Annotated in this window: 20 protein-coding genes and 1 pseudogene; 12 read left to right on the forward strand and 9 right to left on the reverse strand. The window is 51.7% G+C overall.

Going from position 1 to position 26,811, the window contains the following annotated elements; genetic code table 11:
* Positions 1-30 precede the first annotated feature (30 nt).
* Together Q9292_RS12180 and cysM are read right to left on the reverse strand one after the other, a co-directional pair.
* Positions 31-1,965 carry a hypothetical protein gene (locus Q9292_RS12180; protein WP_313988424.1) on the reverse strand — a complete coding sequence of 645 codons (1,935 nt, stop codon included), beginning with the start codon at positions 1,963-1,965 and terminating at the stop codon, positions 31-33.
* Between the two features lie 50 nt (positions 1,966-2,015).
* Positions 2,016-2,909 carry a cysteine synthase CysM gene (gene cysM, locus Q9292_RS12185; protein ID WP_313988426.1) on the reverse strand — a complete coding sequence of 298 codons (894 nt, stop codon included), beginning with the start codon at positions 2,907-2,909 and terminating at the stop codon, positions 2,016-2,018.
* Positions 2,910-3,134: 225 nt separating this feature from the next.
* Between cysM and Q9292_RS12190 the strand changes: the two genes are divergently transcribed.
* Positions 3,135-4,262 (forward strand): GGDEF domain-containing protein, encoded by a 1,128-nt coding sequence (locus Q9292_RS12190; RefSeq protein ID WP_228518760.1) that lies wholly within the window; start codon positions 3,135-3,137, stop codon positions 4,260-4,262.
* A 53-nt stretch (positions 4,263-4,315) separates the two neighbouring features.
* The gene (locus Q9292_RS12195; protein ID WP_313988431.1) at positions 4,316-5,395 is read left to right on the forward strand and encodes a hypothetical protein; all 1,080 of its coding nucleotides are present in this window, start codon (positions 4,316-4,318) and stop codon (positions 5,393-5,395) included.
* Here the strand turns inward: Q9292_RS12195 and Q9292_RS12200 are convergent.
* Positions 5,340-5,840 carry a disulfide bond formation protein B gene (locus Q9292_RS12200; protein WP_313988434.1) on the reverse strand — a complete coding sequence of 167 codons (501 nt, stop codon included), beginning with the start codon at positions 5,838-5,840 and terminating at the stop codon, positions 5,340-5,342. The genes Q9292_RS12195 and Q9292_RS12200 overlap by 56 nt on opposite strands.
* 140 nt (positions 5,841-5,980) lie before the next feature.
* A complete protein-coding gene (locus Q9292_RS12205; protein WP_313988436.1) occupies positions 5,981-6,931 on the reverse strand; it encodes a lytic transglycosylase domain-containing protein in 951 nt (316 codons plus the stop codon).
* Between the two features lie 252 nt (positions 6,932-7,183).
* Between Q9292_RS12205 and xseA the strand changes: the two genes are divergently transcribed.
* The 8 genes from xseA to prmB all read left to right on the forward strand — a co-directional run bounded on the left by xseA (position 7,184) and on the right by prmB (position 17,128).
* A complete protein-coding gene (gene xseA, locus Q9292_RS12210; protein ID WP_313988439.1) occupies positions 7,184-8,398 on the forward strand; it encodes an exodeoxyribonuclease VII large subunit in 1,215 nt (404 codons plus the stop codon).
* A 122-nt stretch (positions 8,399-8,520) separates the two neighbouring features.
* Complete coding sequence (locus tag Q9292_RS12215) at positions 8,521-10,404, forward strand: potassium transporter Kup (RefSeq protein ID WP_194748211.1); 1,884 nt, start codon at positions 8,521-8,523, stop codon at positions 10,402-10,404.
* A 156-nt stretch (positions 10,405-10,560) separates the two neighbouring features.
* On the forward strand, positions 10,561-11,373 hold the full coding sequence (locus Q9292_RS12220) for a M48 family metallopeptidase (protein WP_313988443.1): 813 nt from the start codon (positions 10,561-10,563) through the stop codon (positions 11,371-11,373).
* Positions 11,374-11,473: 100 nt separating this feature from the next.
* A complete protein-coding gene (dapD, locus tag Q9292_RS12225; protein ID WP_194748213.1) occupies positions 11,474-12,301 on the forward strand; it encodes a 2,3,4,5-tetrahydropyridine-2,6-dicarboxylate N-succinyltransferase in 828 nt (275 codons plus the stop codon).
* 269 nt (positions 12,302-12,570) lie between these two features.
* Positions 12,571-14,643 (forward strand): EAL domain-containing protein, encoded by a 2,073-nt coding sequence (locus Q9292_RS12230; RefSeq protein ID WP_228518762.1) that lies wholly within the window; start codon positions 12,571-12,573, stop codon positions 14,641-14,643.
* 79 nt (positions 14,644-14,722) lie between these two features.
* Positions 14,723-15,076: an ArsC family reductase gene (locus Q9292_RS12235; protein WP_313988448.1), complete on the forward strand. Its 354-nt coding sequence runs from the start codon at positions 14,723-14,725 to the stop codon at positions 15,074-15,076.
* Between the two features lie 5 nt (positions 15,077-15,081).
* The gene (gene dapE / locus Q9292_RS12240; protein ID WP_313988451.1) at positions 15,082-16,236 is read left to right on the forward strand and encodes a succinyl-diaminopimelate desuccinylase; all 1,155 of its coding nucleotides are present in this window, start codon (positions 15,082-15,084) and stop codon (positions 16,234-16,236) included.
* Positions 16,226-17,128: a 50S ribosomal protein L3 N(5)-glutamine methyltransferase gene (prmB, locus tag Q9292_RS12245; RefSeq protein ID WP_313988454.1), complete on the forward strand. Its 903-nt coding sequence runs from the start codon at positions 16,226-16,228 to the stop codon at positions 17,126-17,128. The genes dapE and prmB overlap by 11 nt, the downstream gene beginning before the upstream one ends.
* Before the next feature lie 72 nt (positions 17,129-17,200).
* Here prmB and thiD read toward each other — a convergent pair whose 3' ends face one another.
* The gene (gene thiD / locus Q9292_RS12250) at positions 17,201-18,073 is read right to left on the reverse strand and encodes a bifunctional hydroxymethylpyrimidine kinase/phosphomethylpyrimidine kinase (protein WP_313988457.1); all 873 of its coding nucleotides are present in this window, start codon (positions 18,071-18,073) and stop codon (positions 17,201-17,203) included.
* Between the two features lie 35 nt (positions 18,074-18,108).
* Positions 18,109-19,215, reverse strand: coding sequence for a 23S rRNA pseudouridine(2605) synthase RluB (rluB, locus tag Q9292_RS12255; RefSeq protein WP_313988459.1), 1,107 nt, complete (start codon positions 19,213-19,215; stop codon positions 18,109-18,111).
* Between the two features lie 496 nt (positions 19,216-19,711).
* Between rluB and Q9292_RS12260 the strand changes: the two genes are divergently transcribed.
* Positions 19,712-20,578, forward strand: a complete 867-nt coding sequence (locus Q9292_RS12260) for an AraC family transcriptional regulator (protein ID WP_313988462.1) — start codon at positions 19,712-19,714, stop codon at positions 20,576-20,578.
* Positions 20,579-20,758: 180 nt separating this feature from the next.
* Here the strand turns inward: Q9292_RS12260 and recJ are convergent, their stop codons facing one another.
* Positions 20,759-22,441, reverse strand: coding sequence for a single-stranded-DNA-specific exonuclease RecJ (gene recJ / locus Q9292_RS12265; RefSeq protein ID WP_313988465.1), 1,683 nt, complete (start codon positions 22,439-22,441; stop codon positions 20,759-20,761).
* On the reverse strand, positions 22,438-23,433 hold the full coding sequence (locus tag Q9292_RS12270) for a hypothetical protein (protein WP_313988468.1): 996 nt from the start codon (positions 23,431-23,433) through the stop codon (positions 22,438-22,440). Before Q9292_RS12270 ends, recJ begins: the two co-directional genes overlap by 4 nt.
* 219 nt (positions 23,434-23,652) lie before the next feature.
* Here Q9292_RS12270 and Q9292_RS12275 point away from each other — a divergent pair, with 219 nt between their 5' ends.
* Positions 23,653-25,755 carry a putative bifunctional diguanylate cyclase/phosphodiesterase gene (locus tag Q9292_RS12275; protein ID WP_313988470.1) on the forward strand — a complete coding sequence of 701 codons (2,103 nt, stop codon included), beginning with the start codon at positions 23,653-23,655 and terminating at the stop codon, positions 25,753-25,755.
* Between the two features lie 277 nt (positions 25,756-26,032).
* Here the strand turns inward: Q9292_RS12275 and Q9292_RS14345 are convergent.
* A pseudogene (locus Q9292_RS14345) lies at positions 26,033-26,155 on the reverse strand (Arm DNA-binding domain-containing protein); the annotation flags it as partial.
* Positions 26,156-26,811 lie beyond the last annotated feature (656 nt).

Below are 26,811 nucleotides of genomic sequence, written 5' to 3' on the forward strand. Positions count from 1 at the left end.
TTTCTTTAAAACTATCGCCATTGAGTGCGCTTATTTGACGATCATTTTGCTATTGCTATCAGTGATCCGCCGCATGCGGGCCAGCATATCTTTCCAGCTGACATATTCGGTATAGCCATTCACGTTGACTGAGGGAATCCCCTCACCTTTGACGATGACGAATCCGCCCGGAATCTGCTCAACGCCGCCCATTTTACAAACATCCCCACGCAGCTCGCAGCTTAAGCCCATTTTTTCATAGCCAAACTGTTTGAAAAAACGCAAAAACGTCCGTTGCAGGGCCGCCGCCGTGCCCTCACCACCCAAGGCAGTGATGTTTTCAACCGCGCGTTGAGACACTTTTTTCTCAAAAGGGCCATCCGCAGTCTGTATCACAGCATTCATAGAGACAGGCTTCCAGTTTTGTAAACGCAAATGCTGGACATCACCTTCCAGTTTGCCGGTAATCGAACCAAAATTAAACGTCCGCGTGATCTCACCCATATCAATCTCTCGCATGCGCAGATTGGCATGCAGCTTGGGGACAGCCCCCAGCGGATCATCGACTTCCAGATCAGAGAGCGCGACTTGCCCTTTAAACAAGCTCAACTGCATCTCCCCATCCATGCGCAAGGCATGGTTGGCATAAGTCACGAGTGGAATCTGGCCTTTGATCTCACCACGAATGACAGGCCAGCCGAGCGCCTGGCTAAAGGTGCGCATGCTGATGGGCTGCATGTCCATCTTCAGGTGCCAGACCATGCTCTGATGTATCCAGGCGGCAGACACGTCTTCAAAGATCAAGGCGCCATCCAGCATAGGCAAGCTCAAAGTTGGACTGGTAATCGAGAACCGATTCACGTTTGCCTGCCATTGCGTTTTTCCGAGCGGAATCTTAAGCACATGGCCAGAGGCATAGCCCATGCTGATCTGCTGCGGCTGATCGTAATCCCAGGGAATATGCGCATTCAGATGGGCAAAGCCAAACTTGCCACGTTGATCTTCAACCGTGGCATCCGCAACATCCAGCTGAAACTTCACCGGCTGCAGGCCTTTGGCCTCAAAAGACCAGTCAGCTTTGCCATTCACCTTGAGCTGTCCGAACACGGAATCAGGCAGCAAAGGCTGGATAAACGACTGGTAAAGGCCGTTAAAATCGACGTCTTTGGCATCCAGCTTTAAAAACTCAAAGCGCTGGCTATCCAGATTAAACCGGCTTTGACTGTGTAAAGTGCCTACGCCTTGCAATGACAAGGTCGCTGCTTCAATCTCCAGGATGGGCGATGCATACAGGCCACGGATTTCAAATCGCTTGTTGCCCTCGGCAAAATAAAATGGTTGCCAGAACAACTCGCCTTGTTGCCATTCAAATACGCCTTGCCAGCGCCAGCCATTCGGTACCTCATGCGCAGCAATATGCATCACGCCGGTCAGTCTCTCTGCCGCGTGCAAGCCTGCGGCATCACTGAATTTGGCGTCTTTCACCGCCAGTTGCAGCTCAAGCCCTCTGCTGGCCTTGGTGTTCGATGCAGTGTGCCAGGTCGGCATCACCGTCAGATTAAACGGGATATGTGAACGCACATCATGATACAAGCCATCATTACACTGCCAAGTCTCCTGACTGGCTTGTGTCGGCAACTGGCAATACACGTGGAATTTGCCCCAGACCTCATCTTGCATCGCTTTGACTTCAGCATCAACCGTCATCAACGGTTGCCGGGTTTGCAGACGGTAATCCAGATAGATGCGCGGGCGGCGTACCTGGTAATCAGGCATTTTTAACTGCTCGGAGGTAATCAGCAGGCTGGGGCGCGTACTGATCTCCAGTGTCATATCCGGGTGATCGATGCTGGCATTGCCCACCTGCAAGCGCTCGGCATGAATTTGTACATGCTGTTTGCGCTGCAAGTTCACGACCGCATGCGGGTGGTCGAGTTGAAAGAAATCGCCCTGAACGCTCTCGGCACTGAGGCTAAGCTCGGTCATGGCCCAAAGCGGCATCGACCAACAGCACAGCAGCAGTGCCCACAGGCGCATCAATCGGGAAACACACCTGTAGACAAGTAGCGGTCGCCACGATCGCACACAATGGTGACAATCACCGCATTGTTCACTTCTTTGGAGAGTTGCATTGCCGTATACAAGGCACCGCCGCTGGAAATCCCGGCAAAAACCCCTTCTTTGGTTGCCAGTTTGCGCGTGGTCTCTTCCGCATGCTTCTGGCTCACATACCGCAACCCGTCTATGCGTTTGGGGTCATAAATTTTAGGCAGATAGGCTTCTGGCCATTTGCGGATCCCCGGGATTTGCGCCCCCTCCTCCGGCTGCACGCCGATGATCTGAATGGCAGGATTTTGCTCCTTGAGAAAGCGCGAAGTGCCCATAATCGTGCCAGTGGTGCCCATGCTGGATACAAAGTGTGTCACCGCTCCGTCGGTATCACGCCAGATTTCCGGCCCGGTCCCTTCATAATGCGCTTGCGGATTATCCAGATTGCCAAACTGATCCAGTACAATGCCCTCGCCCTCTGCTTGCAACTTCAGTGCCACATCGCGTGCCAACTCCATACTGCCGTCTTTGGGTGTCAAGATCAGCTCAGCACCATATGCCTTCATGCTTTGACGGCGTTCAACGGACTGGTTTTCCGGCATCACCAACACCATTTTGTAACCGCGCATGGCCGCCACCATGGCCAGTGCAATGCCGGTATTGCCACTGGTCGCTTCAATCAGCGTATCGCCTGGCTTGATTTGCCCGCGTTGCTCTGCCCGCACAATCATGCTGTAGGCAGGCCGGTCTTTAACTGACCCGGCCGGATTATTGCCTTCCAGCTTGAGCAAGATCGTATTGCTCGGATTCGGGTTCATACGCTGCAAAGCCACCAGCGGAGTGTTTCCAACAAAATTGTCCAGGGTCAGGTAAGGTTTCATAGGGACCGATAATCTGTTTTCGGGGATGAAGTAAGACCACCCCGAAACATAAAAATTTGTGAATGCACGCGTACGATGACACGCAGCAGCTTAATATATGTAAAATTCAGCGGTAATGTACAGCTAACGACAAAGTCTCAATTTTACATAATCTGATCGCATCACAAAAACAATTATTCTTTAGGATACCGGATGTTGAAAAAGTGGTTTAGCCAAGTGCTTGTCATGATGTTGCATCCCATCAAGCTTTTTCCAGCGTCCGGCGATGCGGACCACATGCGTTACAAGGTGGTTTTCCTAAACAACGTGTTCACCTTCTTTGGCATCGTATCTTTTAGCATGGGCATCATCCGCTGGCGCGTGCATCCGCTCATCGGCATCGTGGATATTGTGTTTGGTCTGATTGCGTTTGCCTTGCTATGGGCCTTGCGCCGCAACAAACAACGCGTCGAACTGATCTCTGGCATTGCCCTCTGGTTATGTTTTCTCCAGTTTTTGACGGTCTATTTTCTGGCGACGGGCAACAGTACCCGGAGCGGATTATTGCTCCTTATTCTTGCTGGAGCGTTTTACCTCAAAGGCAGGCAGATGGGCTACCAGATGCTGGCGATTTTACTGTTGCTGGTGGTGGGCAATCACTTAACGCATCTCTTCCCCTCAGAATATGGTCGTCTGGATATTCTGAGCTTGTGCCTCTACCTGCTTGGACAGTTTTTCATCATCCGCAACTACGAATGCCTGCGTGAAAGCCAGACCAATCATTTAAAAGCCCTGAATACCGATCTCGAAGCATTGGTCAAACAGCGGACCGAACAACTGGCTGCGGCCAATACCGCCCTGCAAGTTGAAAAAGAAAACTTAAAAACGCTGTCCAGCACCGACTTTTTAACTGGCTTGAGCAATCGTCAGCACTTTGAAACAGTGTTTGCTGAGCATACCCACACGGTCGGCAGAAAAATCTCGGATGCGCTGATTCTGATAGATATAGACCGTTTTAAATCCATCAATGACACGCATGGCCATGTCATCGGTGACCAAGTGATTAAAACCGTCGCCGAATGCATCAAGAAAAATACGCGCCTGTCTGACATTGCCGTGCGCTGGGGAGGCGATGAAATGATGATTTATGCGCCCCGCATCACACTTGCTCAGGCGGCAAAGCTGGCCGAAAAAATCCGGCAGCAGGTGCATGCCAGATCTTTACCCGACATTGGCCAGATCAGCATCAGTTGCGGCGTGGCAATGTTGCGGATGGGGGACAGCTTGACACAGTTGCTGCATCGAGCAGACCAGGCACTATATGAGGCCAAGCAGGCCGGACGCAATCAGGTCGCTATCTCCGCCGCAGAATAATCATTACAATGGCGGCCACTTGCCGCTGCTTTCTATCTATGACCATTGATTTTATGCTATTTAAAAACGCACTTCCCGCCTGTCTGACGCTGTTTACAAGCTGCCTGTTTACCAGCCCACCCCTGCATGCCGAACAATGGCATACGGTGCAAGGACGGGAAAAGTTTCTGACGGTGTCGGTTGATTTAGACTCCATGCAAGTCGGCCAGCACGAAGACATTATCCTTTTCAAGCTGCGTACAGACGATCATGACGATACGATTGCCACCAAATTGGTACAAGCCTCCTGCAGCGAGTTTTCGATGGAAGTTGAACGAGAAGTGGTGTTTCACAAGTCCGAGCTTGCCTCAGAGATGCTGGACTGGAAAAACGATCAGACGCTCAAGCAACGGCCAGATTATGCCTCTGCCAGACTGTCGTTCTGGGGGGTGACGCAAGCCTACGGCCAGGCCATTTCGCTGGCATGCCGCATGACGGGCAATCGCGCACCGGAACGTCTGCAAAGCATGCAGCAAGACCAGTGCAGCGTCTCTAACCCGCTGTATAAAGTCGCCTGTGCCAGCCATCCCAATTGGCGGGCCAATTACAAATTGTATCTATCCCGCTCGCACGACGTCATCCATAACTGTGGCATTTCTGACGAACGCATGACCAAGCAGGCGGCCTGGTTGTTAAAAAGCGTGATGCGCTGTCAGGATGAACGCTGTGGCAACGAAATTCTGGAATACTGGATTAACCAGCGTGGCCGCGATATTGCCAGTGTGATCCATATGCAAAAGACCTCAGGTAAGCCCTGGACCATCCCCAGCGAACCCATACCCTTGTGCCAATCGCTGAATCAGGCTGATCAGGCAATCGCCAGTCTGCAAACCGAAGAGGTGTATGCCAAAGCCAAATATCTGGGTTGCCTCAAGCGCGAGACGGCCAAGCTTAAGGCCGCCAGCGTGCCGGCAGAGAGCATCTCGCAACAAGCCGAGCAGTTATGCGAAGCGCATTTTAAAGCCTGGCATGACGCGATTGAAAAACAAGCGGCCATGCTGGATGAAAGCACACCCGAAGTTGAGATCGAGACCTTTGCTATCCAGCGCGACGGCTACGAAATAACCAGCCAGCATACACCGCAAACAGAGTAAAACTGATCAGACCCAATTGGGGCAAGGTTAAGCCCAGAAACGTCCAGTCTATGGCGGCACAATCGCCCGTACCACGAAATACCAGGGTGAGTGCTTTTTTCAGCGGGAAGTTTTCAAACATGTAATCAAAGCCGACACCACAATCGGCAAAGATTTCTTCTTTGTGTGCCTGTAGCCACCAGTGGCGTATCGCCACCCCCGCGCCGCCAAGCGCCGTCAACACCTCAATCAGGGCCAATCCGGCATGTAGCCAAGATCTGGGGGAGACAAAGGCGTGCAGCAAAAACAACAAGCCCAGACTCATGAAAATGATGCGTTGCGAGATACACAAGGGGCAGGGTTCAAGCTGATTTTGTACTTGAATATACAAAGCGAGTGCCACAATGCCAAATCCGGCCAAAAATCCCAATACATAGCCGCCACGCCCTTTAAACCATGCTGCCATTGCCCGCTCCTACCCGATGATCAAATGCAAATTGTAATGGATAACGCAGCTAAGAGGCAGCCTGGGTGTGGGTGGTTCCGTGTTTTTTTAAGTTGGCCGGGATCTCCCGGTCAAACAGCACAAACAGTCAGCAGAAAGATTCAGGAGTTGGCCGCCGGGCTCTGCCCGTCACGCATGGCCGCAGTTTGCCTGATTTCGTGATGTTTTTTCTTGTAGTAACGCGCCACACGCTTCACATAGTCGCGTGTCTCCGGGTAAGGCGGGATGCCCTGATGCCTGGACACCGCATGTTCCCCGGCATTGTAAGCCGCTACGACGCGCTCGACATCGCCATCAAAGTAATTGATCAACCAGCGCAGGTAGGACAAGCCCCCTTTAATATTTTGCTCGGGATCATAAGCATCCTTGACGTGAAACCTGGCCTGCGTCTCGGGTAGCAATTGCATCAGGCCCTGGGCCTTTTTGCGTGAAGTTGCTTTGGGATTAAAGCCGGACTCCACCGCAATCACAGCCATCGCCAAATCAATGTCTACCCCATAAGCAGGCGCATGTTTTTTGACCAGCGTGTAAATGGGGCCGCGTTTACGGAACAACACTTCAGCCGCTGACTGCCCCTGATTTTGCATGCAGGCGGGCAGCTTGGCCACAGAGGCATCACCAGCGCCCTGATCCAACCAGATCCGGGCATCGCGATGGCCTTGAATCGCCGCCAGGCTGAAAAAACGCGCGGCAATATCATGATTGACCTCCACGCCTTTGCCCATGCTGTAAAACCAGCCCATGGCAAATTGCGCATCAGGATCACGGGTTTCTGCGGCAAGCGCACAATAATGGGCGTGCGCCTCGGCATAACTGCTGATCCCAAGCGCATTTTTTGTGCCTGTCGCCAGACTCACTTGTAATTTAATGAATTGCTTGTAAGCGTCATTCTGCATTACCGCCTGCTCGCGCTTGTAGCTGGCCATGACAGGATTCGTGGTCTCGACCGCGGCCACTTCCGTCTCGGGCGGCGATTTGTCAGACGTTTCATCCGCCTGCGCCAGCGCAACCAGTCCCAAGCCATGCACAGCACTTGTGTACAGACAACACATAAAAAATGATCGCGCAAAAAATAAATATTTTTTCATTCGCATACAATCCTGAGGGAAATGACCTTGTTTCAAGGTCAGGCAGTCATCAACTATTCCCATGCTGCTCATATCAAGACGCCGCTTTTACGCAAAAGTGCCCTTCTATCTTGAATCAGTGTTCAGCATCCCTTCACAGAGCGCCTCTGCTCAGACACCGGCCATTCGATGAAAGACATAGCCAAATCCAGCGGGGCTGAGGGATAATGTGCAGCTATGGCTAGCTTGTTATCGACATCATTCAAACAAATCTTGAGTGTCAGCGACCTCACCCGACTCACAAAAGAGTTGCTGGAAACCAGTTTCCCCCTTTTTTGGATCTCGGGCGAGCTCTCAAACTTCACCCGTGCCGCCAGTGGCCACTGGTATTTTTCGCTCAAGGATGAACGTGCACAAATCCGTTGTGTAATGTTTAAAGGGCGCAATAGCGTATTAGGCATGGTGCCGCGCGAAGGGGACCTGATTGAGGCGCGTGCCACGATCACGCTGTATGAAGCCAGAGGCGATGTGCAGCTGACAGTGGAATTTATGCAACCCGCTGGCCTGGGCAAATTGTATGAAGCTTATGAACAACTCAAGCAACGCTTACAAAACGAAGGGCTGTTTGCTGCCGAGCGTAAACAAGCCATTCCGGCCAATCCGCAACGCATAGGCGTGGTGACCTCAGCGGATGCCGCCGCCTTGCGCGATGTGTTAACCGCCATCCGCCGCCGTGCGCCGGCCATGTCTGTCATCATCTACCCGACGCCGGTGCAAGGCAAAGGCGCTGCCGAACTGATTGCGCAAGCCATTCATCTGGCTGATCAGCGGCAAGAGGTGGATACGCTGCTGATTTGCCGCGGTGGTGGCAGCATAGAAGACTTATGGTCATTTAATGAAGAAGTGGTTGCACGCGCAATCGCCGCTTGTCGCCTGCCGACCATTAGCGGGGTGGGCCATGAAACAGATTTCACCATTGCCGATTTTGTCGCTGACTTGCGCGCGGCCACACCGACAGCGGCAGCCGAATTGGCCTGCCCGGATCAGGCGCAACTTCGCGATCAACTCAGGCAATTACAATCAAGGCTGGGCCGGGCCATGCAATCTTTCTTGCGCCAGCAAAGCCAGAGCCTGGACTACTTGTCCAGACGCCTGATCTCCCCCACCCAGCATCTGCAACAACAGCGCCGCGGACTGCTGCAATGGCAACACAGACTGCAACTGGCGATGCAGCAAGGTTTACAAACGCAACAACGCAAACTGCAATACCTGTACGCCAGCCTGCAACAACTCAACCCGCATCAGGTTTTGGCCAGGGGCTATGCCATTGTGCAAAAAGCCGATGGCCGCGCAGTGACCACTGCCAGTGAACTCAGCCTGCAGACGCCCTTGAAACTGACCTTGCATCAAGGTCAGGCAGAGGTAGTGGTGACGCAAATCAGCCCCGACTAAGCGCTCCACTTTTCGTGTAATCGTCCACATGCATTTAGGTCTTCAAGATAATTTGCGTCAAAATCTTTGGTGAAGCTCTAAAATTACCCGATAATAATCGTTTGTCTTTAGCTGTTCACACAATGGACCATACAAAAAATCAGCAAACGGCGCTCCATACCATGGCTCTCGCCGCGCTAGGTGTCGTTTTCGGTGACATTGGCACCAGCCCGCTCTACACCATGAAAGAAGTCTTTGCAGTCGGGCACCACCCGCTATTACTGACACAAGCCAATGTCTACGGCATCTTGTCGCTAATCACCTGGGCGCTATTGCTGATTGTGTCGTTCAAATATGTGGCCTTTATCATGCGGGCAGATAACCGTGGTGAAGGCGGCATCATGGCGATGCTGTCTTTGGCTAGCCGCTATGCTGGCGGCGAACCCGACCAGCGCAAACGCATCATGCTGCTAGGCATTATCGGGGCCTGTATGTTTTATGCCGACGGCATGATCACCCCCGCCATTTCCGTGCTCTCAGCGGTTGAGGGCCTGGAGGTGGCAGCACCGCAACTGGATAGCTGGATCGTCCCCATTACTTTGTGCGTCCTGTTTGTACTGTTCTGGGCACAAAGCAAAGGCACCGCTGTCGTCGGTGCTTTTTTTGGTCCTATCATGCTGACCTGGTTCTCGGTATTAGGCATTTTGGGCATCCTCAATATCAGTCATCATCCCGAAATTCTCAAGGCTTTAAGCCCCTTCTACGCTTATCAGTTTTTTGCCACCCAGCCCAAAATTGCGTTTATTGCGCTCGGTGCGGTGGTGCTGGCCGTGACCGGTGCCGAAGCCTTATATGCCGACATGGGTCACTTTGGCCGTAAACCGATTCGCCTGGCCTGGTTTTTGTTCGTGTTGCCTGCACTGATTTGCAACTACTTTGGGCAAGGCGCACTCATTCTGGCCGAGCCAGAATCCATTCAAAACCCGTTTTACCACCTGGCCCCAGACTGGGCCTTGTTCCCGCTGATTATCCTGGCCACACTGGCGACCGTGATTGCCTCCCAGGCCGTGATTACCGGCGCGTTCTCTGTTTCGCGCCAGGCCTTGCAACTTGGCTTTATTCCACGCATGCATGTTTCGCACACCTCAGAGCAAACAGAGGGCCAGGTCTACATGCCGCGCGTCAACTGGGGCCTGATGGTCGCAGTCATGGGCCTGGTGCTGATTTTTGGCAGCTCTGGTGACCTGGCGGCAGCCTACGGTATTGCCGTCACCGGCGATATGGTCATCACAACCTTGCTGGCGGCCGTGGTGTTCCACCACCTGTGGGGCTGGAGCAAACTCAAAACGGCCTGCCTGATTTCGCTATTTCTTGTCATTGACCTCTCGTTTTTTGCGGCCAACATTCTCAAAATCCCGGATGGTGGCTGGGTGCCTTTATTGATCGGCATCATCATCTTCACGCTGATGCGTACCTGGAAAACCGGGCGTAGACTGCTCTACCAAATCCTCAAGTCCGAATCCATGGAATTGATCCCGTTTGTGCAAGCGATTGGGGCGCACCCGCCCGCCCGCGTCAATGGTGCAGGCGTATTTATGACGCCCAACCCGGATGGCGTGCCGCATGCGCTGCTGCATAATCTCAAACACAACAAGGTACTGCATGACAAAGTGGTGATCCTGACCGTGCGCTTTGTTGATTACCCCTACACCACGCTGGAAGAGCGCGCTTCGATGGAGGTGCTGCCTTACGGTTTTTACCGCGTGACCTTGCGTTATGGTTACATGGACGAACCAGACTTGCCACGTGACCTGCCATTGACCGAACCATTCGGCCTCACGCTGGACACCATGGATACCTCGTTCTTTATCGGCAAGGAAATCCTGCTGGCCTCAGATAAACCCGGCATGGCGTTCTGGCGTAAAAAAATCTTTATTGGCTTGTTTAGAACGGCAGAGTCGATTACCAACCAGTTCAAATTACCGCCTAACCGGGTGGTAGAGCTAGGCTCGCAAGTCAAAATTTAACCGGAATGACTGATACTTAAGAACCAGGCATTCAGCGATCAGCAACGACATGCATTCCGCACTGAATGGGTAGACTGATCGCAGCACCTGAATGGAATGATCATAAAAATGAATGGTCACTGCCAATACGTGACCTAGAAACAAGAGGAGAAACACATGCCGACCATTAAAACCCTGGGAATCGCCTGCCTGTGCGCCTTGTTGTCTGCCTGCGCCAGCACCACCAACAATAGCGTCTCGGGCGTACAGCGTAGTCAACTCTTGCTGTTGCCATCGGCGACCGTGGATAAAATGTCTGCGCAATCGTATACGCAAACCCTGCAAGATGCGCAAAAGAACCATACCCTTAACGCGGATAAGGCCTTGCTGAATCGCGTGACTACGATTTCTCACCGCCTGATCGCCCAGGTCGGCGTGTTCCGGCCAGATGCCACCAAATGGAAATGGGAAATCAATGTCGAAAAAAATGACCAGCTCAATGCCTATTGCATGCCTGGCGGCAAGATCATGGTGTTTTCCGGTCTGGCCGAAAAACTCAATGCCACCGATGATGAGTTAGCCGCGGTGATTGGTCACGAAATCTCGCATGCATTGCGTGAGCATGGCCGTGAGCGTATGTCACAAGCCTATGTTCAGCAGTTCGGTTTACAGGCACTCGCTGCCTACATAGGCGGCACCGCGGGCAATATGGCGGCACAAGGCGCCAGTATGGGCAGCCAGCTGTTCTTCTCCTTGCCCAATGGCCGTGAACAGGAGCGTGAAGCGGATCGCATAGGGCTGGAGCTGGCGGCGCGCGCCGGTTACAACCCGGAAGCCGCAGTCAGCTTATGGAAGAAAATGATGGCGGCCAACAAGGAAGCGCCCCCGGAATTCTTAAGTACGCACCCTTCCAGTGAAAACCGTATTAAAGACCTGCAGGCACTGGTGCCCAAGGTCATGCCGCTCTACTTAGCTGCCAAAGGCAAGTAAGTGCTGGCGTAAAGGGCCGTCTTTCATCGACGGCCCCTGCCCTTTCAAAATTAGGTTAAAATTTCGGGTTTACTGTTTTTCAATCGAACAAGAGAAGATTATGGATCCACGTCAAAGCATTATTGAAGCGGCTTTTGAAGACCGCGCCAACATCAACCCTGCCAATGCTCCGGCAGACGTCAAAGCCACCGTGGCTTCTATTCTGGATGATCTGGATGCGGGCAAACTGCGTGTGGCTACCCGGATTGGCGATAGCCAGCAATGGGAAACGCATCAGTGGATCAAAAAAGCGGTCTTGCTGTCCTTCCGCCTCAAAGACAACTATTTGATGGATGATGGCGTCACCCGCTACTTCGACAAAGTGGATCCAAAATTTGCCAACTACACCGAAGAAGACTTCAAGGCAGGTGGCTTCCGCGTGGTGCCTAACGCCATTGTGCGCAAAGGCTCTTTCATTGCAAAAAATGCTGTCTTGATGCCGTCTTACGTCAACATTGGCGCCTACGTTGGTGAAGGCACCATGGTAGACACCTGGGCAACCGTAGGTTCCTGCGCACAAATCGGTAAAAATGTGCACTTGTCCGGCGGTGTTGGCATTGGTGGCGTACTGGAACCTGTACAAGCCGGTCCAACCATCATTGGCGATAACTGCTTCGTCGGTGCGCGCTCAGAAGTGGTTGAAGGCGTGGTGGTTGAAGACAACTGCGTGATTTCCATGGGCGTTTACATCGGCCAATCCACTAAAATCTATGACCGCGAAACCGGCGAAGTGCATTATGGTCGCGTGCCTGCAGGTTCTGTGGTCGTTTCAGGCAACCTGCCTTCCAGCGATGGCAAGTACAGCCTGTATTGCGCCGTCATCGTGAAAAAAGTGGATGCCAAAACCTTGGGTAAAGTTGGCATCAACGAGTTGTTGCGCGGCATTTAATACGCCTGGCGACATAAAATAAAGAGTCACTTCAACCGGCATGCTCAAGTTATTGCGCGCCGGTTCCGATAAAGGAGTGACTCTCATTACCGTAAAGATGTCCCGCAAGCAAGACAGCGTGAGCATTCTTGAATAGTTGAGTGTTAACCCGTTGGAGAGTCAGTAGTCCGAGCAATCCCAGCAGTAAAGCAATGAGCAATACAGAGCAAGCACAAAGAACAAGTAGTCGTGCCACACATTAAACAATCAAAATAAACGTGCAATTACTTATGATAACAACGCAAATGCTATTGGTCGCACTCTTTACATCCAGCGTCGTTGGATGCTTTTTTGCGTTCAAACTGGTTGATCGTTTGCGTGTTGCCACTCCCAAAGAGCATGACTTCATGCTCAAAAAATATGCCGTCGTCATGGCAGCTGGTATCTTCAGCCTGCATGCTGGCTACCAGTTTCTCGCAGATAATATCCCTAAGGTTAGCCAACATCCTATCGACCTGATTGGCTGCATGCTGTGCAGCTATCTGTTGGCGGCCGCTATCCTCAAAACGGTCCATAAAAAAAGACTGCCCTTACGTGATCTGCTCTCCGCTTCTGCGGCCACCGGCATCAGTGGCTACCTGCTGTCTTATTTTTATCAGATCAGTGCCGGGGCCATCAATATCCGCATAGACAGCTGGACCGCCCTGTTTTCCCTGTTCCTGGCTTGCCTGACCGCGGCCCTGGCAATTGTCACCATCCTCTGGCTCAAAGGTTATAGCGGCAAACTCGAAAAACGTTTGAAGTGGATGTTTTCGATAGAAATTGCACTGGGTTTTTTGGCCTCGCACACGGCCATCAACCTCAGTATTGTGCACAACAATATGCTGATTGGGCAGCCCAGCGATCAAGCCGATAATTATTTAATGCTGTTGCTGGTTCTGGTCCCGGTCTTTTTATTTATCACCTCGTTTATTCTGGTGATTTTTTATGAGCGCAATATCGATCTAGCGCAAAGCAAACTGACCTTCCGCAATACGCAAACCGTCAATAAAAAATTCCTGGCCTATGATCCGCTCACACACCTGCCCAACCGGGATGCTTTAAACCAGCACCTGATCCTGAGTGCCAAGCGCTGTGACCGTAACGGGGAATCGCTGGCCCTGGCTTATATCGACCTGGATCACTTCAAACCGGTCAATGACCAGTTTGGTCACCATATTGGCGATTTGCTGCTGATTGAAGTCTCCAAGCGTATCAGCAATGCCATCCGCAATTGTGATTATGTGGCACGTGCCGGTGGCGACGAATTTATTGCCGTATTGAGTGAGATTGAAAATCACCAGAGCGTGGTCACCGTGATTCAGCGTGTGGTGGATGCGTTACGCGAAACCTTTGTCATTGAAGATCACGTGATTGAGATTTCGTGCTCGGTGGGCGTATCGATGTATCCACAAGACGGCAACCTGCAAAAACTCAAACTGAATGCAGACGCCGCCATGTACAAGGCCAAGGAAAACGGTAAAAACCAGTATCGTTTCTTTGATGCCGAGATCGAGCAAGCCTCTGACGAGATGCAACAAACCCGTATTGAGCTCAAGCAAGCTATTAGCGAGCAAGAGTTCAGGCTACTGTTTCAGCCCAAAGTGGATGCCATCACGCGCATGGTCCATGGCGCCGAAGCGCTGTTACGCTGGCAGCATCCGGCCCGCGGACTGCTCTCCCCCAACAGTTTTATTGAAGCGGCGGAGCGCTTTGGCATGATTGAAGAAATCAATGCCTGGGTCATCTCCCAGGCCTGCCGCACGATTAGCCAGGCGCGCGATCGCGGCATAGACCTAAGCATTTCAGTCAACATGTCCAACCAGCAGTTCCGCAACAAACAGTTGGGCGCGCTGATTCAATCGATTCTTGAAGCGCATGCCGTAGAATCCCGCAACCTCATTCTTGAAGTGTCTGAAACTAACGCCATTCATCATCAGGGCCAGTTCAAGGACACCTTGCGCCAATTTAAACAGCAGGGCCTTAAAATCTCGCTGGATGATTTTGGCTTGCATCCGTTCAGCCTCACACATTTAGAAGACCTGGAAGTCAGCGAAGTCAAACTGGACCGCTCCCTGACCAAAAACGTGGCGGTTTCGCACACCTCGCTCTCGATTGTTGAGGCTATCGTCAAACTGGCGCATGCCCTCAATCTGAACGTCGTCGCCGAAGGCGTGGAAGACGAGGAGCAGCGTAAAGCGCTGGTCAACATCGGCTGTGACCAAATGCAGGGTTTCCTGTTCTCAAAACCGGTAGAGCAACAATACCTGTTTGATGTATTCAGCAAACTGCAATCGCAGTCAGCAACCCAAAACCTGTTCTGAGGTTATGTGAACACCGCAATAAATGGCGACGCCATCTGCCGTGGCTGGTAAAATAAGTTTTTTAGCTTGATGATCAGCCATGAAACTATACGGCATCCCCAATTGCAATACTGTCAAAAAAGCGCGTGACTGGCTGGACCAACACGCCATTGCATACGAATTTCACGACTTCAAGAAACAGGGCCTGGATAGCGTTACCGGACAAGCCTGGCTACAACAATATCCTTGGGAAAAACTGGTGAACCGCAGCGGGATGACCTGGCGCAATTTGGCCGAAGCGGAAAAAAATAGCGTGGTAGATGCTGCCTCTGCACTTGCCCTGATGCAGTCCAAAACCTCGGTGATTAAACGCCCGGTATTGGTCAACGCCGATAAAATCATCGCCCTCGGTTTTAATGAAGCCGATTACCGCCAACTGTTTGCTCAAGAATAACCACTATGTCAAAAACACTGGATCTTGCCATTGATTTGCTTAAACGCCGCTCGCTGACGCCAGAAGATGCTGGCTGTCAGGAGGCCATGATTGCCCGCCTGGCGCCACTAGGGTTCAAAATTGAGCGCATGCGTTTTGGCGAGGTCGATAACTTTTATGCCAGACGCGGCACCACCGGCCCACTGATCGTGTTTGCCGGCCATACCGATGTCGTCCCCACTGGCCCGTTGGACCAATGGCATACGCCACCGTTTGAGCCTACGATTAAAGACGGCATGCTGTATGCACGCGGCGCGGCAGACATGAAAACCTCGCTCGCTGCGTTTATCACCAGCATCGAAGAATTTATCGCCGAACATCCTGACCATCCTGGTTCGATTGGCCTGCTGATCACCTCAGATGAAGAAGGTATTGCGATTGAGGGCACCGTCAAAGTGGTGGAGGCGTTGCAAGCCCGCGGCGAAAGCTTTGATTACTGCATTGTGGGTGAGCCCACCAGCAACAAAGTGGTCGGTGACATGATTAAAAATGGCAGACGCGGCTCCCTGTCCGGCAAACTCATCGTCAAAGGCATTCAGGGCCATATTGCCTATCCGCATCTGGTGAAAAACCCGATTCATCTGGCAGCTCCGGCCATTAAAGACATGGTTGAAACCGTATGGGACAACGGCAACGAATATTTTCCGCCGACTTCCTGGCAGATTTCTAACATCAACGGCGGCACCGGCGCGACCAATGTGGTGCCTGGGCATGTCGAGATATTGTTTAACTTCCGCTACTGCCCTGAAGTCGATGGGCAAGGCAGCTCTGAGCAAAGTTTGCGTACCCGCGTCCACGCGATTCTGGACAGCCACGGCTTTGAATACAGCCTGGACTGGGAACATAACCAGTCCTATATCACGCCACGCGGCAAGCTGGTAGAAGCTATCAGCAACGCGATTGTGCAGAGTTACGGGGTCACGCCCGAGCTATCTACCACTGGCGGTACCTCCGATGGGCGCTTTATCGCCGATATCTGCAAAGAAGTGATTGAATTCGGGCCGCTGAATGCCACCATCCATAAATTGAACGAATGCGTCGCCGTGGCCGATATTGAGCCTCTCAAGGAAACCTACAAGCGCACCATGGAATCATTGCTGCTGAACGAATATGACAACTAACCTACATACCATCCGCGACTGGCTGCGCTACGCTGTGAGCCGTTTTGAAAACTCTGACATTTTTTATGGTCATGGCACCGATAACAGCTATGACGAAGCTGTCTGGCTGATCATGAGCGCACTGCATTTGCCGCATGACACCCTGAATAACTTTCTGGATGCGCGTTTAACCAACGAGGAAAGCCAGCACCTGGCAACCTTGATCGACAAGCGGGTCACAGAACATACGCCCACCGCCTACCTGGTGAATGAAGCCTGGCTGCGCGGGTTCAAGTTTTACGTCGATGAACGCGTCATCGTGCCACGCTCATTTATTGCCGAATTGCTGGAAGATGGCTTGCAGCCCTGGGTTGAGTTTCCGGAAATGGTGGAATCCGCAGCGGATATTTGTACCGGCTCGGGCTGCCTGGGCGTGTTACTGGCCGAGGCCTTCCCCAATGCGCATATTGATGTGGTGGATATCTCCCCGGATGCCATTGAGGTCTGTAATATCAACATCCAGCGCTACGGCCTTGAGCATCAGGTGCAAGCCGTGCAATCGGATATGTTTACCGCGCTCAAGGGCCGTAAATATGACGTGATTATCAGCAATCCGCCTTATGTGGATGCCCCTAGCATGGCTGAGTTACCAGCAGAGTACCGCAAAGAGCCGCAACTGGCTTTGGGCAGCGGCGTTGCCGGGCTGGACCATACCCACGTCCTGCTGACGCAGGCAGCTGAATATTTGAATGATGGCGGCGTGCTAGTGGTAGAAATCGGCCACAACCGTGACGCTTTGCATGAAGCCTATCCAGACTTACCCTTTACCTGGCTGGATACCAGCGGCGGCGACCAGTTTGTGTTTATGCTCACTAAAGAAGACTTGCTGGAAGCTGGGCTGCACACTGAATAACGTGTTATCAGCGTAGGAACACAGCAATACTGAGGCCTACGCTGCTCTTCTTGGCTTGGTAGCGATTAAACGCTATTCGCCGTAAACCTTCATTGCTTCGGGTGCAAAGCCATGATTGAGTGGCCCGACACCCTCGCCTGTGCGCACATGCGAGCCCGCATATAAGGCACCGCGCACATAGGTTCTGGCCGCCAACACAGCCTCTGACAGGTTACAGCCCAAGGCAAGATAGGCAGCGATCGCGGATGAAAGCGTACATCCGGTGCCATGCAAGTTATGGGTAGAAATTCGCACTGAATGCAAGCGCTGCATTACATTGTCCTGCCCATTGGCATGGGCTTGCACCAGAATATCCAGCACGTCATGGCCAGGCAGATGCCCCCCTTTGAGCAGGATGGCATGCGCGCCTTGTGCAAGTAAGGCTTGCGCGGCCTCGGCAAGTGCATCGCTTTGCGTCAGCGGACGGCCCAGCAACAACGACGCCTCATCCAGATTCGGGGTCACCACCAATGCCCGTGGAAACAACTCGGATACCAGCACGGCAATCGCTTCATCAGAAATCAGTTTGGCACCATTGGCTGCCACCATCACCGGGTCCAGCACCACTTGCTTGAGACCATGGGCATCCAGCGCCTGTGCCACCGCCTCCACCAATTCAGGAGAGTGCAGCATACCGATCTTGACGGCATCGACACCGATATCTTCGACCACCGCATCAATCTGGTCACGCAACATGCTGACCGGCACGCTATGAATAGCGCGCACCCCTTGCGTATTTTGCGCCGTCAGCGCGGTAATGGCCGTCATGCCATAGCAACCAAGGGCAGAGAATGTTTTGAGGTCGGCCTGAATCCCGGCACCACCACTACTATCAGAGCCAGCGATGGACAGCACACGCGGATATCGGTGCGTGACCAGAGTTTCTTGCATACGACTGTCAGTCATGCGATCGGCTTTTCCGTCAACACACGACGCGCAGATTAACCACGCCCCCGATTACGGTCAGTGCGTTTTTTAGCACCGCTATTGATACGCGCATTTTGCATGGAGGCCTGCTTCAAATCTGAATCCTGACGAATACGACGGTTGCCAGTTGGCGCGCGTGCGGGACGCTCTTGCTGCGTATCAACGGGATTATTCACAGTATCCAGCAAGCTACGGCGCTGCTTGCGTACTTTAGGCGTAAACACGCGCGTCGCACGGTCACGGTCATGCGGGCTCATTTGCTTGAGCGGTTTGCGCGGCACAGGCAAGCCTGCCCACTCCAGCAAGGCCACCACCTGTTTTTGTTCCAGCTTGAGCATGGTGCCGCGCTTGAGGCGGGGCGGCAAGGCAACCGGTCCGAAGCGGACACGCATCAGGCGGCTCACAGGCAGGTGAAATGCTTCAAACAGGCGACGCACTTCGCGGTTACGGCCCTCTTTAATCACCACCTGATACCACTTGTTGGCGCCTTCGCCCCCGTTAGGGAAAATACTTTCAAAGTTGGCCGGGCCGTCTTCCAGTTCAATACCGTGTTTGAGTTGCGCCATCTGCTCTTCAGTCAGTTCCCCCAGAATACGCACCGCATATTCGCGCTCCACCTCATAGCGTGGATGCATAAACCGGTTGGCCAACTCGCCGGAGTTAGTAAACATCAGCAAACCGCTGGTATTCATATCCAGACGCCCCACGGCAATCCACTTGCCCTGTTTGATGCGTGGCAGCTTGTCAAATACCGTCGCACGCCCTTCCGGGTCATCCTGACTCACAATCTCGCCTTCCGGCTTGTGGTACAGCAACACCTGCGGTAACTCCGCCTCAAACGGCAAATGCAAAATCCGGCTATCCATGCGCACCACATCATGCTCATCAACCACCGCACCCACCTGCGCCACCTGGCCATTAATGGTAATGCGGCCGGTTTCGATCAAAGCCTCCATGTCGCGACGTGAGCCAAACCCGGCCATCGCCAGCAGTTTATGCAAGCGCTGCCCTTCACGCGGCGCAGGCACCCCTTCTTCGCCGTCCTCTACTGCGGGCGGAGTAACTTTGGGCGCACGTGGCGGACGAATCGGACTTTTGGGAGCTTTAAACGGACGGGCCATACTTCAACCTCTTGAATGAAGGCTCTATTTTAACTGATTTAGGGTAAAGGGCCTAAAGCTGGTTTAACGTAGCCACAGCCCCCTACCCAGAAATGATACCAGCCGCTTTAGCAAGATAATTAGAGGCTTTACACCATATGCATTTCGCACTTAGTGCGTAAACTAAGACGCAACACGGCTGGTATCGCATTATGCTGAGGACAGGCAGTTGGGCAAATGCTTGGGTCATTGAACTGACGTTGAGTAATGATAAAGAAAGCTTGATTTTACTTCGAGCCCAATGACTGTTGACTAAAGCAAAGTAACATTCAGCGCCCTGCGCCTTGTGCAAGTGTCGCCCTACTTGGTACAGGCTACGCTTGCTGGGTTGTTGACATATACAAGCCAGCGCCAAGAATTGGAATCAGCTTATAAAAAATATTGTGAAGTTAGCAATTTTCGTCAGGCTTTACTTCATATAAATAAGCATACTCCTGTTCGTGGATAAGGAAAAAACATGAATAAGCAAAAAGAAAAGTTGTACGCTGCACGATTTCAAGAGGTGCTCAATTACATTGAGCATAATCTTGATAAGCCGTTAAATGTGGATCAACTTTGCGCTATTGCTCACTTCTCTAAATTCCATTTTCATCGGCAATTTGCCGATTATGTTGGTATTAATGTCGCTCGGTATGTATTACTGCTTCGATTAAAACAAGCTTCGTATAAGGTCGCTTTTCAAGATTCAGTAACAATTATTGATGTCGCCCTGAATGCCGGTTTTGAAACCCCTGAGTCATTTACCCGTGCTTTCAAAAACACATTTGGACAATCCCCATCTGCTTTTAGAAAAAATCCAGATTGGGATAGTTGGCACAAGGTATTTGATTTTCGGTTACCAGAAAGGAATAACAAAGTGAAGGTTGATATTATAAATGTTGAAATGACACGCATTGCAGTCAAAGAACATATTGGCCCTGTAGAAAAGTTAAACAACGCAGTGAGTCAATTCATCGAATGGCGCAAAGAAACCGGCTTATCTCCCAAAAACACGAGTAGGACATTCGGTATTGCATACGATAATCCAGACACAACCGAGCCTATGCAGTTTCGTTTTGATATTGGAGGAGAAGTTAAAAGTGACATCCCAGAAAACTCCTACGGAATTGTCACCAAAACGATTCCTGGTGGCCGTTGCGCAGTGGTCAGACATTTAGGTTCTCACGCCCGTCTCGGGGAATCAATTTACCCAATATACAGAGATTGGTTGCCCAAGAGTGGTGAAGAGTTACGTGATTTTCCTCTTTACTTTCACTATTTGAATCTACTGCCGGATATTGCTGAAGCTGATCTCATCACAGATATTTATCTGCCGTTGAAATAATTAAAGTCAGTCGATTGAGCAGAGTTGATTACTGAAAAATTCGTCAATAGGATTCACTAATCAACTCTATCTCTATTAAATTTCATATTTATTTCTTGGGCGCAAAGAAACTATATATTTCGAAATTTAATTTCACATAAGCTATTGGTTACTTTCACTTATTTGAATCACCAAGTTTCTTCAAACGACTGCATGCACCACTTGCAATTGCACGCTGCGGTGACCGTTGTACTCATTCACTTGTAGCGAGTATACAAGCGCGACCTGTTCTGGCAACGGTTCAGCGTGCTGAAAATAAATCGCATCAAATTGCTGGTTATGTTTTTGCAGGCGCAGTTTTAAGTGCTTTTCGGCCAATAATTTTTGTGACAAGACGTCAAACTGATCATAAAACACCGGTTGTGGAAAACCCTGGCCCCAGACGTGCTGGGTGAGTAATTCTGCGGTTTGCAAAGACATCTCATTTGGCGCAAGGCCGCCATCGGTTTCCAGCATCTCTTGCAAGACTTCTGCGCTGATCAGGCTTTGCACGACCTGCTCAAATGCCTGCTGAAAACGTGAAAAATCTTCAGCGCGGACACTCAAGCCGGCCGCCATGGCATGGCCGCCAAATTTGACGATGAGATCGGGTTGCTGTTTGGTAACTAAATCGAGCGCATCGCGCAAATGCAAGCCGGCGATAGAACGGCCTGAGCCTTTAATCAGGCCGTCTCCGGCATCGGCAAAGACAATGACGGGGCGGTGAAAGCGCTCTTTGATGCGTGATGCCAGAATGCCAATCACCCCTTGGTGCCAGTCTGGTTGAAACACGCTGATGGTGTACTGCTCTGGACGAAAGTCCTGATTCAAATCAGCCATGGCGTCGAATTGCATCTCAGCTTCAATCTGCTTGCGTTCAGCATTGAGGCGATGCAACTGCTGCGCATATTGCATGGCTTCTTGCGGCGTCTCCGCCAACAAACAACGAATGCCGATGGTCATATCATCCAGGCGACCAGCAGCATTCAGACGTGGGCCGACATAAAAGCCCAAATCTTGCGCACTCACTTGTTGCGGATCACGCCCGGCGAGCTTAAGAATGGCCTGAATGCCAGGGCAGGCTTGGCCCTGACGGATACGCTTGAGGCCTTGCCTAACCAGAATACGGTTATTAGCATCAAGCCGCACCAGGTCAGCGACGGTGCCCAGCGCGACCAGATCGAGCAAGCGCCCCAAGTGAACTTGGTCTTCAGCCAACTGGCCGCGCTGCTTGAGCTCAGCACGCAAGGCAATCAGCACATAAAACATCACGCCAACACCAGCCAGATGCTTGCTAGGAAAACCGCAGCCACGCTGGTTGGGATTCACGATGCAATCTGCAGCAGGCGTTTGCTCGGCGGGCAAATGATGATCGGTAATCAGAACGCGTAGGCCCAGTGCCTTGGCCGCGGCCACGCCATCTATACTGGCGATGCCGTTATCCACGGTCAGCAGCACCTGCGGCTGCCGCGTGGCTGCCAGTGCGACAATTTCCGGCGTGAGTCCGTAGCCATATTCAAAGCGGTTAGGCACCAGAAAGTCGATCTCGGCGCCCATCATGCGCAAGCCGCGCATGGCGACACTGGTCGCTGTTGCACCATCCGCGTCATAATCGCCGATGATTAAAATGCGCTGTTGTTGCGCAATCGCATCAGCCAATTGCCTTGCCATTTCCGCTGCGCCGGTCAAGGCCTCCGGTTTAAGCAGATGCGGCATGTCTTGCAAGCCCCAGTCAGCGCTTGTCACGCCTCTCGCTGCGAGCAATCTCGCCATCAATGGCGGCAAGCCCTGCGCTTGCAAGCCTTCCAGCGCAGCGATGTCATAAGTTCTCTGTTGAATCTTCATGGGTTGAATCCCGCTTGCTCAGTGGCGGAAGATAGCGATTGCTCGAGTTGCTGCAATAGCTTGTTTAACGTGGTGGGCTTGCGCCAGAACTGCCAGCGCGGACGTTTCTGGTAATGAATCTGTACACTACGTTCAGCAAACGGGAGCACGATGTGAAGTGCTTGAAGCGTGCCAGCTTGCAAGGCCTGGTTGAGCGCAGGCCAATCCAGCGTTTCAAGTTCATCGGTGATCCACAGCGCCTGTTGTGTACGCGGCAGTTGCATCACCTCAGCCAGCGTGGTCGCTTTGCATCTGGGTAATTGCAAGGCACTCAACCCAGCAAAGACCTCGCCTTGCCCGGCAACCAAATCAAACCCATGCTGCCAATCTGGCACAGGGCCCACGCTGGCAAACCAAAGGCTGTTGAGCGCTCCTGGCCAGTCAGCCATGGATGGCTCGGTGGCCAGTTGATGCAGCAGCATTTGCATCTCGTTGGCCCATTGCCGGATCAGGCCGGCATCAGGCCCTTGCGGCTGCCAGTGCATGGCTTGCTGAAACAAACAATCCTGTGGCCAGCGGCACTGTGCCTGAACCTGTCGCAAAGGTTGTACCCACCAGTACCGCTGACCTGCATCAATATGCAGCTCAAAATCTGCTGCAAAATGGGCTTGTAGCCGCGTTGTGAGCGCTTGATAAATCGCTGACGACAAGGGCACAATTGACTGCAAACTAAACGTATCACGTCGCATTGCCAAATGGACAGGCAGCAGACAAAAGGCCGGCAGGACAGGCCCCTCTACTCTTGCCGACAATACGCGACTGACTGGAGCGTGTGGTGCGCGGGAATCAGGCGCGACCAACTGCGTAAATAAGGCATTTAAGGGTGGCTGTGCAACTGTTTGCCAGCTTGCATATTGCAACGACGGACACTGATTCAAGAGTGATTCAACTTGCGCAACAGGCTGCGCAGCCGCTCCAGACAAGTAATCTGTGATATAAATTTGCTGAATCATGAGAAAACCAATACACTAGAACGAATCGAAAACTTGAATGCTTGCGGATGTCACCGGAACGAGTCAAACCTAGGCTGAACACGCGTGAGTAAGCAATTTTTGCAGTGACAAACATTAAACTTATACACGAAATTGGGGGGGATGTCATGAATCACCGGCGACGGCAGTGCAACCCATTTGTATTTGTGCTGATGTTATTTAGTATTTGACCTGGAATCCATGCAATTCTTCCAAAACCTGAGTATACAGTCCAGACTACTGCTTCTAGTCATCGGCCCCGTCTTCGCGCTTTCCTGCATTTTTCTGTTGTTCGACTTTAAAGAACAACTGCAACATGAAGAAGAAAAACTCAGTCAGCATGCCTTGACCACTGCAAAATTTTTGTCTGCGGTCATCCATAATCAAGATCAATTACATGGCAAGCCTTATATTGATCGCTTGCTCAAGGCAAGCCAGCTTAACCGCGAGCCCTATCTTTCACTGATCATTGCAGACGCCAATAAACAACCGATCGCCAATGTAGGTGCAGTCTTCACTATGCAAGACGGCCTGCTCCAGCAAGACACGATGGTGATGCAGCAAGCCACGCACGACATCACCATGGTGAAAGTGTTTTCCACCACGCCCGCGCATCAGCTTTTGGGGTATGTATTTGTATCCGTAGACAATGCCGCCCTCATCGAAGACCATAGGCAGGCATTTATTAAAAATGTCGGCTATATCACGCTGACCCTGATCTTGTGTTCCATCCTTGTCAGCTGGGTCAGCCGCTCTATCAGTCAGCCAATTCGCGATATGACCGCGGCACTCAAGCGCTTTGTGATCGGTAGCCAGCAGGTCAGCCAGGTTAAAAACACCCTGCCAGAGATCAAATCCCTACAAAGTACGATCAACCAGATCTCTCGTGAGATGCAGCACGTCGAGGCAGACATGCGTCACCGCATTCAAGATGCACAGGCGCAATTGCGTTATCAGGCGCGGCACGACGCCTTAACCGGGCTGGTCAATCGTCAAGAACTCGAAAGACGGTTGCAGCAAGCCTTGCAAGACGTCAAACAGCATCGTGCCAATCATGTCTTCTGTTACATGGATCTCGACCAGTTCCGCGTCATTAACGACACCTGCGGTCACCTGGCAGGCGACGAAATGCTAAGGCAGATCAGCATGATCCTGAGCCAACGCATTCGTGCCGAAGACACCTTTGCCCGCCTGGGTGGCGATGAATTTGGCTTGTTACTGAGTTATTGCCAGGTTGAAAAAGCCATTGAAATCGCCGCCCAGCTGCGGCAAATGGTCGAAGCCTTTCGTTTCATGCACGAAGGTCGGCTGTTTCAAACAGGCATTAGCATAGGCATCGTTGAAATCACCGCAGACCTCAAGGACGTTGGCCAGATTACGCGCCATGCGGATGCCGCCTGCTACGTTGCCAAAGACAACGGCCGCAACCAGATTCACCTGTTCCACAATGAAGATGACGTGATGCTCAAGCGCCATGCGGAAATGGAGTGGGTACTGCGCATCAACGAAGCCATCGAACACAACGAATTTGTATTGTATTGCCAAGGCATTTTTCCGCTACAGCAAAAAGAACTGCCCCCCTTCTATGAAATCCTGATCCGCAAGCGTGACGAAAACGGCGGCATTATCCCGCCTGCCGAGTTCCTGCCATCGGCCGAGCGTTACAATCTCATGACCAAAATTGATCGCTGGGTCATTCAACATGCCTTCATGGCATTACAACCCCTGTTCAAACTGCAATCGAGCGTCAAACCGTTTATTGTCAGCATTAACCTCTCGGGCATGTCGCTTGGAGATCCACAGCTATTGCCCTACATCAAAAACTGCTTTGAAACCTACGAGATTTCGCCTGGCCACGTCTGCTTCGAAATTACTGAAACCTCGGCAATTATCAATATCGACAACACGATCAAACTGATCAAAGAACTACAAAAAATGGGCACCCGCTTTATGCTGGATGACTTTGGCAGCGGCATGTCCTCATTCAGCTACCTCAAGCACCTGCCCGTCAACTTCCTAAAAATGGATGGTGCCTATGTCAAAGACATCACCAGCAACAAGGTAGACTTAGCCATGGCCAAAGCCATTCAAAGCGTTGCCCAATCCATGGAAATCAAGACTATTGCAGAATATGTTGAAGATCAGGCAACGCTAGACTGCCTCAAAGAAATGGGCGTCGCCTATGCGCAAGGCTTCTATTTAAACCGCCCGATGCCACTCAACGAAGCCCTAGCCCGCCATATTGGGACAATCAGCCAACAACCTCAAGTAGCAGTAACCATTGCCCCCGATCTCGCAGTTTAATTGCACACCCAAGACTATGTGGACCAGACTTAAAGCCACAATCTTCGCAGCCTCAGAGAGTTGATCTCCTCACATGATCAACCTCGTTGACAGCTTGAAATGACGTAAATCTTCAGTATTAGGTGCTGCAGCACTCTTAAGACTTGAGGCATGCAGAAACAAGCCAGGATGAACTGCAAATGATGATTGGATGCAATCAAAATCACTATTTAAAAAGTACTCCCCCACCAACACTGTCGAATTAAACTTACCCTTGGATTGAACCCAATAAAAAACCTCAGCTCCGCTGCTGCTCCAAGCTGAGATCCATGCCCTCAGCCACTAGCTTTATGGCTTCTTCACGCTCTTGATTGGCTTGCTGTAGGGAGATATCTGGATAAGTACCTAGGGAAAGCAGCTTTTCTTTTGCTGCAAAGTGATACTAGAGCCGCCACCACTTGCTAATGTTGAGGTAACTCACACTGGGGCCAAGTGTTGTTACCCCGTCACTTACCCCACTTTACTCGTGGATATCAATGAACTACTTTGGATGGCTGATACGTAAAAATAGCCTTGAAAGGTCGTTTCAAGGCTATTCTTTGGATGGTATTGAACCACCTTGGATATGTGTTTGGTCGGGACGGCGGGATTCGAACTCGCGACCCCTTGCACCCCATTTACATCCTGCAAAACAGAAACCTAATTAAATCAATACCTTGCGACGCTTGCTAATGTCGATTTAAGGCCTTAATTAGCCTCAACATGGCTTATTTAGTCATGAAAGGTTACGTTATGGTTACGTTTTTAATCCCAAAATCCTCACCGATTTTCCATAGTCCGCAGTCATCAAGCATGGGGGCTGTGGGAAATTCGGTGAGGTCATTTCTATTTAATTTAATCCACACACAACGCGTAAAGCTTTTGAGGACTGCCGCACGGACAACGCGCGCCAGCCCGCAAAAAGCGCAGACGCGGAGCGTCGTTCTTAATCTTGTAATAAGAACACTGAATCGCCCCGGCTAGCCTAGATATTTTCGAGCCTCTCGAAATACCGCCGTTCAAACTCTGCGGGAGCGA

It is taken from the genome of Methylophilus sp. VKM B-3414 (genome assembly GCF_032248435.1).
Lineage (GTDB): Bacteria > Pseudomonadota > Gammaproteobacteria > Burkholderiales > Methylophilaceae > Methylophilus > Methylophilus glucosoxydans.

Excerpts from the sequence above, each read along its gene's own strand:
- Q9292_RS12205 (WP_313988436.1), bottom strand. The coding sequence starts at position 6,931 with ATGTGTTGTCTGTACACAAGTGCTGTGCATGGCTTGGGACTGGTTGCG.
- Q9292_RS12215 (WP_194748211.1), top strand. The coding sequence starts at position 8,521 with ATGGACCATACAAAAAATCAGCAAACGGCGCTCCATACCATGGCTCTC.
- cysM (WP_313988426.1), bottom strand. The coding sequence starts at position 2,909 with ATGAAACCTTACCTGACCCTGGACAATTTTGTTGGAAACACTCCGCTG.
- Q9292_RS12235 (WP_313988448.1), top strand. The coding sequence starts at position 14,723 with ATGAAACTATACGGCATCCCCAATTGCAATACTGTCAAAAAAGCGCGT.
- recJ (WP_313988465.1), bottom strand. The coding sequence starts at position 22,441 with ATGAAGATTCAACAGAGAACTTATGACATCGCTGCGCTGGAAGGCTTG.
- Q9292_RS12195 (WP_313988431.1), top strand. The coding sequence starts at position 4,316 with ATGCTATTTAAAAACGCACTTCCCGCCTGTCTGACGCTGTTTACAAGC.
- dapD (WP_194748213.1), top strand. The coding sequence starts at position 11,474 with ATGGATCCACGTCAAAGCATTATTGAAGCGGCTTTTGAAGACCGCGCC.
- Q9292_RS12270 (WP_313988468.1), bottom strand. The coding sequence starts at position 23,433 with ATGATTCAGCAAATTTATATCACAGATTACTTGTCTGGAGCGGCTGCG.
- dapE (WP_313988451.1), top strand. The coding sequence starts at position 15,082 with ATGTCAAAAACACTGGATCTTGCCATTGATTTGCTTAAACGCCGCTCG.
- xseA (WP_313988439.1), top strand. The coding sequence starts at position 7,184 with ATGGCTAGCTTGTTATCGACATCATTCAAACAAATCTTGAGTGTCAGC.
- Q9292_RS12200 (WP_313988434.1), bottom strand. The coding sequence starts at position 5,840 with ATGGCAGCATGGTTTAAAGGGCGTGGCGGCTATGTATTGGGATTTTTG.
- thiD (WP_313988457.1), bottom strand. The coding sequence starts at position 18,073 with ATGACTGACAGTCGTATGCAAGAAACTCTGGTCACGCACCGATATCCG.
- Q9292_RS12260 (WP_313988462.1), top strand. The coding sequence starts at position 19,712 with ATGAATAAGCAAAAAGAAAAGTTGTACGCTGCACGATTTCAAGAGGTG.
- Q9292_RS12230 (WP_228518762.1), top strand. The coding sequence starts at position 12,571 with ATGATAACAACGCAAATGCTATTGGTCGCACTCTTTACATCCAGCGTC.
- Q9292_RS12180 (WP_313988424.1), bottom strand. The coding sequence starts at position 1,965 with ATGACCGAGCTTAGCCTCAGTGCCGAGAGCGTTCAGGGCGATTTCTTT.
- prmB (WP_313988454.1), top strand. The coding sequence starts at position 16,226 with ATGACAACTAACCTACATACCATCCGCGACTGGCTGCGCTACGCTGTG.
- Q9292_RS12275 (WP_313988470.1), top strand. The coding sequence starts at position 23,653 with ATGCAATTCTTCCAAAACCTGAGTATACAGTCCAGACTACTGCTTCTA.
- rluB (WP_313988459.1), bottom strand. The coding sequence starts at position 19,215 with ATGGCCCGTCCGTTTAAAGCTCCCAAAAGTCCGATTCGTCCGCCACGT.
- Q9292_RS12190 (WP_228518760.1), top strand. The coding sequence starts at position 3,135 with ATGATGTTGCATCCCATCAAGCTTTTTCCAGCGTCCGGCGATGCGGAC.
- Q9292_RS12220 (WP_313988443.1), top strand. The coding sequence starts at position 10,561 with ATGCCGACCATTAAAACCCTGGGAATCGCCTGCCTGTGCGCCTTGTTG.